General features: G+C 67.4%; 13 protein-coding genes. 2 read left to right on the top strand and 11 right to left on the bottom strand.

All coding sequences use genetic code 11. The features are described 5' to 3' along the window. Window positions 1-6 precede the first annotated feature (6 nt). Complete coding sequence (gene rfbB / locus U4012_RS06500) at window positions 7-1,068, bottom strand: dTDP-glucose 4,6-dehydratase (RefSeq protein WP_321797048.1); 1,062 nt, start codon at window positions 1,066-1,068, stop codon at window positions 7-9. A gap of 334 nt (window positions 1,069-1,402) precedes the next feature. On the opposite strand from rfbB, the gene U4012_RS06495 reads away from it, so the two are divergent. Continuing rightward, entirely contained in the window at window positions 1,403-2,242 is an 840-nt protein-coding gene (locus U4012_RS06495; RefSeq protein WP_321797046.1) for a symmetrical bis(5'-nucleosyl)-tetraphosphatase, read from the top strand. A 33-nt stretch (window positions 2,243-2,275) separates the two neighbouring features. Here U4012_RS06495 and U4012_RS06490 read toward each other — a convergent pair whose 3' ends face one another. The 8 genes from U4012_RS06490 to U4012_RS06455 form a co-directional block, all read right to left on the bottom strand. Continuing rightward, complete coding sequence (locus U4012_RS06490; RefSeq protein WP_321797043.1) at window positions 2,276-3,133, bottom strand: lysophospholipid acyltransferase family protein; 858 nt, start codon at window positions 3,131-3,133, stop codon at window positions 2,276-2,278. Between the two features lie 19 nt (window positions 3,134-3,152). After that, window positions 3,153-4,439: a dihydroorotase gene (locus U4012_RS06485; RefSeq protein ID WP_321797041.1), complete on the bottom strand. Its 1,287-nt coding sequence runs from the start codon at window positions 4,437-4,439 to the stop codon at window positions 3,153-3,155. 52 nt (window positions 4,440-4,491) lie between these two features. Next, window positions 4,492-5,523, bottom strand: a complete 1,032-nt coding sequence (locus U4012_RS06480) for an aspartate carbamoyltransferase catalytic subunit (RefSeq protein ID WP_044846292.1) — start codon at window positions 5,521-5,523, stop codon at window positions 4,492-4,494. A gap of 74 nt (window positions 5,524-5,597) precedes the next feature. Beyond that, the gene (gene pyrR, locus U4012_RS06475) at window positions 5,598-6,113 is read right to left on the bottom strand and encodes a bifunctional pyr operon transcriptional regulator/uracil phosphoribosyltransferase PyrR (RefSeq protein WP_321797037.1); all 516 of its coding nucleotides are present in this window, start codon (window positions 6,111-6,113) and stop codon (window positions 5,598-5,600) included. Continuing rightward, complete coding sequence (gene ruvX / locus U4012_RS06470; RefSeq protein WP_124488742.1) at window positions 6,100-6,549, bottom strand: Holliday junction resolvase RuvX; 450 nt, start codon at window positions 6,547-6,549, stop codon at window positions 6,100-6,102. Before ruvX ends, pyrR begins: the two co-directional genes overlap by 14 nt. Continuing rightward, the gene (locus U4012_RS06465) at window positions 6,546-7,124 is read right to left on the bottom strand and encodes a YqgE/AlgH family protein (protein WP_044846295.1); all 579 of its coding nucleotides are present in this window, start codon (window positions 7,122-7,124) and stop codon (window positions 6,546-6,548) included. The genes ruvX and U4012_RS06465 overlap by 4 nt, the downstream gene beginning before the upstream one ends. A gap of 182 nt (window positions 7,125-7,306) precedes the next feature. After that, window positions 7,307-8,608 (bottom strand): hypothetical protein, encoded by a 1,302-nt coding sequence (locus tag U4012_RS06460; RefSeq protein ID WP_321797033.1) that lies wholly within the window; start codon window positions 8,606-8,608, stop codon window positions 7,307-7,309. A 103-nt stretch (window positions 8,609-8,711) separates the two neighbouring features. After that, window positions 8,712-8,882, bottom strand: a complete 171-nt coding sequence (locus U4012_RS06455; RefSeq protein WP_004186709.1) for a rubredoxin — start codon at window positions 8,880-8,882, stop codon at window positions 8,712-8,714. A 254-nt stretch (window positions 8,883-9,136) separates the two neighbouring features. Here U4012_RS06455 and U4012_RS06450 point away from each other — a divergent pair, with 254 nt between their 5' ends. Next, complete coding sequence (locus U4012_RS06450; RefSeq protein WP_059466951.1) at window positions 9,137-10,003, top strand: hydroxymethylpyrimidine/phosphomethylpyrimidine kinase; 867 nt, start codon at window positions 9,137-9,139, stop codon at window positions 10,001-10,003. Window positions 10,004-10,187: 184 nt separating this feature from the next. Here U4012_RS06450 and groL read toward each other — a convergent pair whose 3' ends face one another. Both groL and groES read right to left on the bottom strand, forming a co-directional pair. Next, entirely contained in the window at window positions 10,188-11,828 is a 1,641-nt protein-coding gene (gene groL, locus U4012_RS06445) for a chaperonin GroEL (RefSeq protein ID WP_044846298.1), read from the bottom strand. A gap of 46 nt (window positions 11,829-11,874) precedes the next feature. Then, window positions 11,875-12,168 (bottom strand): co-chaperone GroES, encoded by a 294-nt coding sequence (gene groES, locus U4012_RS06440; protein WP_014897904.1) that lies wholly within the window; start codon window positions 12,166-12,168, stop codon window positions 11,875-11,877. Between the last annotated feature and the right edge of the window lie 136 nt (window positions 12,169-12,304).

Here is a 12,304-nt window from a genome sequence, read left to right as displayed (position 1 = left end):
GTCTCCTCAAGCGCGTTTCGCGTAGTTGGTTTCGACCCACTTGCGGTACTCGCCCGACGCGACTTCGTCGGCCCAGACCTGATTGTCGAGATACCAGTCGACGGTCTTCGCGAGGCCGGTCTCGAACGTTTCCGCCGGCTTCCAGCCAAGTTCGCGCTCGAGCTTGCGCGCATCGATCGCATAGCGGCGATCGTGGCCCGGGCGATCCGTCACGTAGGTGATCTGGTCGCGATACGAACCGGCCGCCTTCGGGCGCGCCTTGTCGAGCAGATCGCACAGCGTATGCACGACCTCGAGGTTCTTCTTCTCGTTCCAGCCGCCGACGTTGTACGTCTCGCCCGGCACGCCGCGCGCGAGCACTTCACGGATCGCGCTGCAGTGGTCGCCGACATACAGCCAGTCGCGCACGTTCTGGCCGTCGCCGTACACGGGCAGTGGCTTGCCGGCGAGCGCATTCGCGATCATCAGCGGGATCAGCTTCTCGGGGAACTGGTACGGGCCGTAGTTGTTCGAACAGTTCGTCGTCAGCGTCGGCAGGCCGTACGTATGATGGTACGCGCGCACCAGATGGTCCGAGCCTGCCTTCGTTGCCGAATAGGGGCTGTTCGGCGCATAGGGCGTCGTCTCGGAAAACTGCGGATCGGTCGCCGACAGCGACCCGAACACCTCGTCGGTCGACACGTGCAGAAACCGGAATGCCGCCTTGTCGGCGTCGTTCAGGCCGTTCCAGTATTGGCGGGTTGCCTCCAGCAGCGTGAACGTGCCGACGACGTTGGTCTGCACGAAATCGGCCGGGCCGTGGATCGAGCGGTCGACGTGGCTTTCGGCTGCGAAGTGCAGGACCGCGCGCGGCTTGTGCTCGGCGAACAGTGCGTCGAGCGCGGTACGATCGCAGATGTCGACGCGTGCGAACACATGGTTCGGATTTCCGTCCAGCGACTGCAGCGTACGGAGGTTGCCTGCATAAGTCAGCTTGTCGACATTGAGCACTGCCTCGTCGGAATCGCGCAGCCAGTCGAGTACAAAGTTGGCACCGATAAACCCTGCGCCGCCCGTAACCAGAATCATGAGGTTCCCTCTCGTAGTGCGCGGCCCGCACTATCGGGCGCTGGCCGCGTCAAATTTGTCAGTATTGTGTTCGGTACATCAGACCGGGAATTTTAACCGTTCAACATGTCCGCCAAAGTCATGAAATGCTAATTTTGTTCGGGAAAACGACAATTATAGGGAGCCGCGCGGCGCAAAAGCCATGCTGCTAACAACTTGATACAGCGCTCCGCACCCTTGCCGGCAACGGAATTTCCCACCAAATCAAGCGAATTTCCGAGAACATCGACCCAAAAATCACGCTGAATTCCGATTATTTTTCTTTTTTCCGGGAAACCCGCAGGATCCGCCTCTCATGACCCGCACCCCCATCGCCATCGGCGACATCCAAGGCTGTCATTCAGCTTTCCAGTCGCTGTCCGAAAAGCTTTCAGCCCCCGCCGACACCCCGCTCTGGATCGCCGGCGACATCGTCAACCGCGGCCCCGACTCCCTTGCCGCGCTGCGCGTGCTGGTCGACCTCGGCCCGCGCGCGACCGTCGTGCTCGGCAACCACGACCTCCATCTGCTCGCGGTGTCAGCCGGCATCCGCACCGAACGCCCGGGCGACACGATCGGCGAAATCCTCGACGCCCCCGACGCCGACGCGTTGCTGGACTGGGTCCGCCACCGCCCGTTCGCGCACTTCGAAAACGACATGCTGCTCGTGCACGCGGGCGTACTGCCGCAATGGGACACATCGCTCGCGCTCGAACTCGCTGACGAACTCCAGCGGGCACTGCGCGCCCCCGACTGGCGCGACACGCTTCAAGGCCTGTACGGCAACGAACCGAATCAATGGAGTCCGAACCTGAAAAAACGCGACCGGATGCGTGTCGCGTTCAACGCGTTCACGCGCTTGCGGTTCTGCACGCCCGATGGCGCGATGGAGTTCAAGGCGAACGGCGGCCCCGACAGCGCGCCACCGGGCTACCTGCCGTGGTTCGACGTACCGGCGCGCCGCACCGAAAACGTAACGGTCGTGTTCGGTCACTGGGCCGCGCTCGGCCTGATGCTGCGCGACAACGTCGTCGCGCTCGATTCGGGGTGCGTATGGGGAAATCAGTTGTCGGCCGTGCGACTGACGGCCGACCCGGCACAGCGTACGGTCACGCAGGTGCAGTGCGACGCGTGCCGCACGCCGGGCGGCGAATGACCCGCACGCGCGGCGTGCGGGCGGAATGAAGCATCACCCCTCCCGCCCCGGCACCGGCTCCTCGGCCGCCGCCTCACCCGCCGCACCGCCACCGAGCTCGGTCGCCGGATACGCATGCTTCGCCAGCTCCGCGAGCGACTCGGCCGACGGCTTGCCGACCTTCTCCTGCAACGTCGCCAGCGCGGCGGCGATCGCATCGCGGGCCGCCGCCGACGTCGTGCGCCGATCACCGCCCGGCGCGATCGGCTCGCACACGTAGAGATGCGCGACGAGCGGGCCGCCGCGCAACACCATGTCGAGCGACGTCCCGAGCGACAGTTCGCCCGTGTAGGCCGGCGCGACCGACTGCCGCCGCTGCGCGTCCTCGTACATCAGGCAGACCGGCTGCACCGCGCAGCCGGCCGACACCGCGGCCTGGAACAGGTTCGCATGGAACGGCAGCAGCGCCTGCCCGTCCGACGTGGTGCCTTCCGGAAACACGCACATCAGCCCGCCGCCGCGCAGGCGCTCGGCCATCTCGTGCATGATCCGCATCGCCTCGGTACGCTTCTCGCGCTGCAGGAACACGGTATCGAGCTTCTCGGCGAGCCAGCCGACGACCGGCCACTGCCGCACCTCGGCCTTCGACACGAACGGCGTCGGCCGCCATGCGTTGATCGCGTAGATGTCGAGCCACGACACGTGATTGCCGACCACGAGCGCGCTCGCGTCGAGCCGCGCGCCGTCGTTGTGGACGACGAGGCGCATTCCGCAGATCCGCAGCATCTTGAGCGACCAGCGGCGCGTCATTTCGGCGCGGCGCGCGGGCGTGACATGCGAAAAGCGCAGCGCGACGATCGCCATGCCGCGCAGCAGGTGAAAGACGAGACGCAGCTTGCGAAGAGCGGTCATGGCGAAGATCCGGCTGGGTTCAGTGACGCTCGAACGCGACCTGCCCCGCCACGAGCGTCGCACGCACGCAGGCCGGCAGTTCGTAGCCGAGGAACGGCGAGTTGTGGCCCTGGCTCTTCAGCACGCGCGGCTCGACGCGCCAGTGCGCGCGCGGGTCGAACACGCACAGGTCGGCCGCGCCGCCTTCGGCCAGGCGGCCCGCCGGCAACTGCAGCACGTCGGCCGGCGCGGCCGTGATGCGGCGCAGCGCCTGCGCGAGCGGCGTGCCGGTTTCATCGGCCCACTTCACCGTCAGCGACAACAACAGTTCGAGCCCCGTCGCTCCGGGTGTCGCCTCGGCGAACGGCAGCAACTTCTCGTCGTCGTCGACCGGCGTGTGATCGGAGCAGATCGCATCGATCGTGCCGTCGGCGAGCGCCGCGCGGATCGCTTCGCGATCGCGCTCGCCGCGCAGTGGCGGGTCCAGCCGGAACTGCGAATCGAAGTAGCCGATGTCGACGTCGATCAGGTGCAGGTGGTTCACGCCGACGTCGCACGTCACGGGCAGCCCCTCGGCCTTCGCTTCACGCACGAGCGCAAGGCCGGCCGCGGACGACAGGCGCGCAAGGTGCACGCGCGCGCCCGTCACGCGCATCAGTTCGAAGATCGTGTGCAGCGCGATCGTCTCGGCCGCGACCGGCACGCCGGACAGCCCGAGCCGCGACGCGAGCGCGCCGCTCGCGGCGACGCCGCCGCGGCCGATGAACGCATCGAGCGGACGCAGCCACGTCGTGTAGCCGTAGGTGCTCGCGTATTGCAGCGCGCGCAGCAGCACCTGCGTGTCGCGCACCGGCACGTTCGCATGCGTGAAGCCGACGCAGCCCGATTCGGTCAGCGCGACCATCTCGGTGATCACTTCGCCCTTGAGGCCGACGGTGAGCGCGCCGAGCGGATGGACGTTCGCCTGGTGCAGGTTGCGGGCACGGAACTTGAGCATCTCGACGAGGCCCGGCTCGTCGAGCACGGGGTCGGTGTCCGGCGGGCACACGAGGGTCGTCACGCCGCCCGCGACGGCCGCGGCCATCTCGGACGCGAGCGTCGCCTTGTGCTCGTAGCCGGGCTCGCGCAGCCGCGCGCACAGGTCGACGAGACCGGGGGCGACGATCAGGCCCGACGCGTCGATCGCCTTGTCCGCGTCGAAACCGGCCGGTGCCGCACCTGCTGCCGCGAGCGCGGCGATCTTGCCGTCCGCGACGAATACGTCGGCCTGCCGCTCGGTGCCGGCGACCGGGTCGATCAGCGTGCCGCCTTTGATATGAATCTTCATGCGCTGTCTGTAAATGCGTTGATTGCGTGAATAAGGATGCGCGAAAGCGGGCTCAGTCGCTGTTGCCGGCGACGATGCCCATCACCGCCATCCGCACGGCGATGCCGAACGTGACCTGGTTGAGGATCACCGACTGCGGGCCGTCGGCGACCTGCGAGTCGATCTCGACGCCGCGGTTCATCGGGCCCGGGTGCATCACGATCGCGTCGGGTGCGGCGAGCGCGAGGCGCTCGGGCGTCAGGCCCCACGTCTTGAAATATTCCTGCGCGGACGGCAGCAGCGCGCCGCTCATCCGCTCGTTCTGCAGGCGCAGCATGATGATCACGTCGACGCCCTTCAGGCCTTCGTCGAGGTTGTGGAACACCTTCACGCCCATCTGCTCGAGGCCGCCCGGCAGCAGCGTGCGCGGGCCGATCGCGCGCACTTCCGGCACGCCGAGCGTGGTGAGCGCGTGGATGTCCGAGCGCGCGACGCGCGAATGCAGGATGTCGCCGACGATCGCCACGCGCAGCTTCGTGAAGTCGCGCTTGTAGTGACGGATCGTGTACATGTCGAGCAGGCCCTGCGTCGGGTGCGCATGACGGCCGTCGCCCGCGTTGATCACGTGCACGTGCGGCGCGCAGTGCTCGGCGATCAGGTACGGCGCGCCGCTCGACGCATGGCGCACGACGAACAGGTCGGCATGCATCGCCGACAGGTTGTTGATCGTGTCGAGCAGCGACTCGCCCTTGCTCGTCGACGACGCGTTGATGTTCAGGTTCAGCACGTCGGCCGACAGGCGCGTCGCGGCGATCTCGAAGGTCGTGCGCGTGCGCGTCGAGTTCTCGAAGAACAGGTTGAACACCGACTTGCCGCGCAGGAGCGGCACCTTCTTCACCTCGCGGTCCGTCACGCTGACGAACTGCTCGGCCGTGTCGAGGATGTGGTTGACGATCGAGCGCGGCAGGCCCTCGATCGACAGCAGGTGTTTCAACTCGCCGTTTTTCGTGAGCTGCGGGTTGCCCTTCAGGAAACCGTAGCGGAACCGCTCGGGGCTCGCGGCCGCGGCGGGATTGCCGGTGCGGCCAGTGGTGTCGGTGGTCATGGTGTGCGTGATTCCAACTATGCAAACGGGCCGCGGTACGAACCGGCGGCCCGGGATACGGTTGCGCGGTTCGCTCAGGCGCCGTGCGCCTCGATGCGCAGCGTGAGCTGCGCGGCTTCGTCGCGCGCGAGCACGAGCGTCGCATCGGTCGGCACGTCGACGGTGCCGCCCGCGAAACGCGCGGCGACCGGCAGTTCGCGGCCGCCGCGATCGGCGAGCACCGCAAGCTCGACCGCGGCCGGACGGCCGTAGTCGAACAGTTCGTTGAGCGCGGCGCGCACGGTGCGGCCGGTGTACAGCACGTCGTCGACGAGCACGATGCGCGCGCCGTCGACCTCGAACGGCAGCGACGTGGGGCTCGCCTGGCTGTGCAGCCCCTTCTTCGCGTAGTCGTCGCGATGCAGCGCGACGTTCACGACGCCGAATCCCGGCGCGCCGAGATCGCGCGCGAGGCGCTCGGCGAGCCAGGCGCCGCCGCTGTGAATGCCGGCGAGCCGCGGGCCGCCCGGCTCGGCGAAGGCCGTGCCGTATGCGTCGCGGATCTGATCGAGCAGGACGCGGTAGAGCGCGTCGGCATCAATGGTGCTCATGGTCGGACAATTGATCGAGATACTGTTGAAGGATCACGCGCGCGGCCTCGGCATCGAGTATCTCGGCGCGTGCGCGGCCGCGCACGTTGCGCTCGCGCAGCCCGGCCTCGGCCTCGACCGACGAATAGCGTTCGTCGACCCACGTGACGGGCAGCCCGAAGCGGCCGTTCAGCTGGTTGCCGAAACGCTTCGCCTGCTGCGTCATGTCGTGCGGCGTGCCGTCCGGATGCATCGGCAGGCCGACGACGAGCGCGTCCGGCCGCCATTCGGCCAGCAGTTCGCCGACCGCCTTGAAGCGGTGCTCGCGGTTCAGGTTGGGAATCACGACGAGGGCGCGAGCCGAGCGCGTCAGCGCATTGCCGATCGCGACGCCGATCCGCTTCTCGCCGTAATCGAACGCCAGGAGCGTCGCATCGCGCGCGCTCGCGCCGCTCATGCGTGCCCTGCTTCGCCGGACAGCATCGACGAGCTGACGCCGAGCAGGCCAAGTGCGGCTTCGAAACGCTCCTCGGCCGGCGTGTCGAACACGATGCGCGGATCGGCGGCGACCGTCAGCCAGCCGTTGCGGGAAATTTCTTCCTCGAGCTGCCCGGCGCCCCAGCCGGCGTGGCCGAGCGTCAGCAGGAAGCGCTTCGGGCCGGTGCCCGTCGCGACCGCCTCGAGCACGTCCTTCGACGTCGTCATCTCGAGCCCGCCCTCGACCGACATGGACGAGTTGTAGTTCGCGCCCTCGACCGGCTCGTGCAGCACGAAGCCGCGCTCGGTCTGGACCGGGCCGCCGAAGTACACGGGAATGTGCAGCAGCGGCTCGATGTCGAGCTTCAGGTCGATGCGGCTGAACAGCGATTCGAGGTCGATGTCGGTGGGCCGATTGATGACGAGGCCGAGCGCACCGCGCTCGCTGTGATCGCAAAGATAGACCACCGTTCCTGAAAACGTCGGATCCGCCATGTTCGGCATGGCGATCAGGAACTGGTTGGTGAGATTGATGCGATCGGAAGGCTTTGACATGGTTTGAATTTTAGCAAAGACGCCGCGGCCTGACCGGGCCGCGATCAACAAGCAACGCCGCACGACGCTGGCAACGACGCGCGCGGATCACATGGCACTCTAACACGCGCGCGGGCGCTGTCGGCAGCGTGTTGCCGGCCCGCGTGGCAAGGGCTGCCGCCGCGGTCGCGCCCCGTTGCGCATCAGGTCCGGGCGAGCGCCGCGCCGAGCGCCTCGGACGCCGCGGTCAGGTCCGGCGGCGCCACCCCTGCGGCGATCTTCAGCAGCGCGCCGCGCAGCAGGTCGGATGCCCGGCCGTGCGCGTCGAGCCCGCCGTCGGCGAGCGGCAGGCCGTGTGCGGCACGGCGCCACGCGAGCCCGAGCGTGTCGGCCAGCAGCGCCGCGTGACCGAGCCCGAGCGCCCATGCGGCCGTACCGACCCGGTAGGCGGCCGCGGATGCGCGCCATGCGGCCCCCGCATCGGCCGCACCCGCATCGACGGCCAGATCGGCCATCGACGCGTCGGCCGTCTGCAGGAAATCCTCATACGCATGCGCGTTGACGGTCACGACGCCGAGCATGCGGGTGGGTGCCGCCGCGACCGCCTCATGCTCGGCCTGCGCCGCGCCGGCTTCCCACAGCGCCTCGGACGCGGGCGTGCCGGCGACGTGCCAGTCCACGGTCAGCCCATAGTCGTGCAGCACGTCGACGAGCGCGACGTCTTCCGCGGCCGCGCCGAACAGCGCGAAATCGCGCCACAGCAACGCAACCGTCTCGCGCACGAGCGCCGGCGGCGCGCTGCGCCTGCCCTGCGCGTGCTCGCCGAGCAGCAGGTTGGTCCGTGCGAGGAAACGCTTCAATTCGGGCGCGGCGCAGGCGCGCAGTGCGCGCAGGCACGCGGCGGCGAGTCGCCAGAAGTCGTACGGCGCGTCGTCGGCCAGCGCGGTCAGGGTCGTGTCGAGCTCGTCGAGCGCCGCGTCCGGCGTGCCGTGCGGCGCGCGCAGCACGCCGAGCAGCGCCTGCTCGTAACGGGCCCGCGCGCGGCTCGCGAATGCGTCGGGCAGCGCGCGCAGCGTCGCCGGCGGCATCGCGCGCCCGACGAGTGCCAGCGCGTCGAGCGGCACGCTCGCGTGCAGGTCGGCCGAGCTTTGCGCACGCAGCGCACGGAAATGGTCGAACAGGACGGGCGAGCAGGCCAGCTCGCGCAGATTGTGGCGCCCGACCGCCGCGCTGAAGTCGCGCAACGCGAGGCGCCAGGCGGCGCAAGCCGGTTCGGCGGCGGCGAGCGGCGCCGCGGCGGCGAGTTGCCCCGCGAATCGGGCGGCCGGCAGCCAGCCGGCCTCCGCCAGCACGGCGGCAGCGGCCGACAGCGGCGCGGCCGCGTCGTCGCGACGCTCGAATGCGTCGGCGGCCGCCGCGAGCCACGCGTCGGCCGCGCGCACGGCCCCGCCGCGCGGGTTGGGTAATGCGTCAGGGTGGGGAACGTTCGCCGGATCGGCCGTCATGGACACGCGCGCCTGTCATCGTCAAGTCGCTCGCGCCGGCCGCGGTGCGCAAGCACCGGGCAACCGCGAGGCCGCAGCCGGGTGTCCGTTGGCCGAGGTCCGGTCAGATCTGGACCATCTCGAAGTCTTCCTTGCGAGCGCCGCACTCGGGGCACGTCCAGTTGATCGGGACGTCTTCCCAGCGCGTGCCCGGGGCAATGCCCTCTTCGGGCAGCCCGGCTTCTTCGTCATAAATCCAGCCACAAATCAGGCACATCCAGCTCTTGTATTCCATCTTAAGCCGCGTCGGGAAAAGTCGGTAAATTCGGGAGCCATGATGGTACCGTGTCGGGGCCGGACTGCCTAGCAATCGCGCTGGAGTACGGCGACTACGTTGCGCTGCGCTAAAAAATCCGTCGTGCGGGCCGGATTCCGCCGCATAATGGCTGGAAAGTGCGGCCTGCCGGGCAACACAGGGCCCAAACGCCCACTTCGCCTCGCCGTCCGCAGTTCCGTCGCTTCCCCGTTTTTTTCTTGCCCCATTTTTACATGTCCAGCAACGCCCCTCCGATCGTCCTCACCTTCGGCCTGTCCGATCCCACCGGCGGCTCCGGCCTCCAAGCCGATCTGATGACACTGGCGAGCATGGGCTGCCACGGCGTGTCCGTCCTGACGGGCTATACCGTGCGCGACTCGGCCGCCTGCGACGAAGTGACCGGTCTCGATCCCGATGTCGTCGCCGCCCAGGCGCGCATGCTGCTCGAGGACATGCCGGTCGCCGCGTTCAAGATCGGCGCGGCGACGCGCGCGGAAGTCGTGAGCGCGATCGCCGAAGTGGTCGCCGACTACGACGGCGTGCCGCTCGTGCTCGCGCCGGACTTCACGCTCGACGACGAACACGTGCTCGCCGCCGACGACCTGCGCGAATCGATCGCCGACCTGCTCGCGCCGCAGACGACGCTGCTGGTCGCCGACCACGCGACGCTGATCGCGCTCGCGCAGCCGGACGGCGATGCCGAGGCGCCGAATCTCGACGCGGCCGTGTCGCACCTGCTGTCGCAGGGCTGCGAGTACATCCTGTCGTCGGAGACGGGCTCGCACCGGCTCGTCAACACGCTGTACGGCGAGGAAGGCCAGCTTCGCGAAGACATGTGGGATCGCTCGCCGCACCGGTTGATGGGCATCACCGATACGCTCGGCGCGGCGATCGCGGCACTGCTCGCGAATGGCCAGGAGCCGCCCGAAGCGGTGCGCGAGGCGCAGGAATACCTGTACCAGGCCGTGCGCGACGCGTTCCGGCCCGGCATGGGCGCGTACCTGCCCGACCGGTTCTTCTGGGCCCGCAGCAACGATGAGGAAGGCGGGCGCCCGGTGACGGAAAGCAGCAAAAGCTCGCCGCGGATCGCCCGGCATTGAACCCGCACGGCGGCCCTGCGCCGCCGTTGCACCCGGCTCACCCTCGCGCCGGGGCGGCAGGTCCGCCCCCAAATGTCCGCCCCTTTTTGCGCGCACATAAAAAAAGACCCGCATCGCTGCGGGTCTTTTTCTTTGGCTGGAGCGCGCATCGCTGCGCGCCCCGGACACCATCGACCGAAGTCGATTACATGTCCATGCCCATGCCGCCCATGCCGCCCGGCATGCCGCCCGGCATCGGTGCGTCTTCCTTCGGCAGTTCTGCGACAGCTGCGTCCGTCGTCAGCAGCAGGCCAGCAACCGAAGCTGCGTTCTGCAGTGCGGTGCGCGTGACCTTGGTCGGGTCGACGACGCCGGCTTCAACCATGTCGACGTACTCGCCCGTTGCTGCGTTGTAGCCGTAGTTGCCCGTGCCTGCAGCCACTGCCGCCACCACGACGCTCGCTTCTTCGCCGCCGTTCGTGACGATCTGGCGCAGCGGCTCTTCCATTGCGCGCAGCACGATCTTGATGCCGGCGTTCTGGTCGGCGTTCGCGCCGGTCAGGCCTGCGATCGCGGTGCGAGCGCGGATCAGCGCAACGCCGCCGCCTGCCACGATGCCTTCTTCCACAGCTGCGCGCGTTGCGTGCAGTGCGTCTTCGACACGTGCCTTCTTTTCCTTCATTTCGACTTCGGTCGCAGCACCGACCTTGATCACTGCCACGCCGCCGGCCAGCTTGGCCACGCGCTCTTGCAGCTTTTCACGGTCGTAGTCCGACGTCGCTTCTTCGATTTGCGTGCGAACTTGCTTGACGCGCGCTTCGATGTTCACGGCTTCGCCTGCGCCGTCGATGATCGTCGTGTTTTCCTTGCCCACTTCGATGCGCTTCGCCTGGCCCAGTTCTGCCAGCGTTGCCTTCTCGAGCGTCAGGCCGGTTTCTTCCGCGACGACTTGACCGCCGGTCAGGATCGCGATGTCTTCCAGCATCGCCTTGCGACGATCGCCGAAGCCCGGCGCCTTGACCGCAACGGTCTTCAGGATGCCGCGGATGTTGTTGACGACCAGCGTTGCGAGCGCTTCGCCTTCGACGTCTTCAGCGATGATCAGCAGCGGACGGCCAGCCTTCGCGACTTGCTCGAGCACCGGCAGCAGATCACGGATGTTCGACACCTTCTTGTCGTGCAGCAGCACGAACGGGTTGTCGAGGACGGCGACTTGCTTGTCCGGGTTGTTGATGAAGTACGGCGACAGGTAGCCGCGGTCGAACTGCATGCCTTCGACGACGTCGAGTTCGTCAGCCAGCGACTTGCCGTCTTCGACGGTGATCACGCCTTCCTTGCCGACCTTGTCCATCGCTTCAGCGATGCGATCGCCGATCGACGTGTCGCTGTTCGCCGAGATCGAGCCGACCTGTGCGATTTCCTTGTTCGTCGTGCACGGCTTGCTGATCTTCTTCAGCTCTTCGACAGCCGCTGCGACTGCCTTGTCGATGCCGCGCTTCAGGTCCATCGGGTTCATGCCCGATGCGACGTACTTCATGCCTTCGCGAACGATCGATTGCGCGAGGACGGTTGCCGTCGTCGTGCCGTCGCCTGCGTTGTCGCTGGTCTTGGAAGCGACTTCCTTGACCATTTGCGCGCCCATGTTCTGGAGCTTGTCCTTCAGCTCGATTTCCTTCGCGACCGACACACCGTCCTTGGTGACCGTCGGGCCGCCGAAGCTGCGCTCGAGCACGACGTTGCGGCCCTTCGGACCCAGCGTGACCTTGACTGCGTTGGCGAGAATGTTCACGCCTTCGACCATCTTCGAACGGGCGGAATCGCCGAATACGACGTCTTTAGCTGCCATCTTCTAACTCCTTGAATTCTTGGGAATATGTACCGTCGGTGGACGCTTACTGCGCGTTGACCACGGCCATGATGTCTTCTTCGCGCATGACCAGCAGTTCCTGGCCGTCGACCTTGACGGTCTGACCAGCGTACTTGCCGAACAGCACGCGATCGCCGACCTTCACGTCGAGCGCGATCGCCGCGCCCTTGTCGTCGCGCTTGCCCGGGCCGACCGCGAGGATCTCGCCTTGATCCGGCTTCTCAGCAGCAGCTTCGGGGATCACGATGCCCGAGGCGGTCTTGGTTTCCTGATCCAGGCGCTTGACGATCACGCGATCGTGCAAAGGACGAAGGTTCATATTCACTCCTCTCTTGACTGAGATTGAAGAACGCTTAGGGAATCTGCCCGGCGGGTCGCCCGGCAGAGAATTGTTAGCACTCTCGTGCAGCGAGTGCTAATTATATGGACGGGTTTTGACAAATTCAAGAAGGGGA

Source organism: Burkholderia sp. BCC1988 (assembly GCF_905339895.1).
GTDB lineage: Bacteria > Pseudomonadota > Gammaproteobacteria > Burkholderiales > Burkholderiaceae > Burkholderia.
This window is presented reverse-complemented; position numbering and strand designations above follow the sequence as displayed.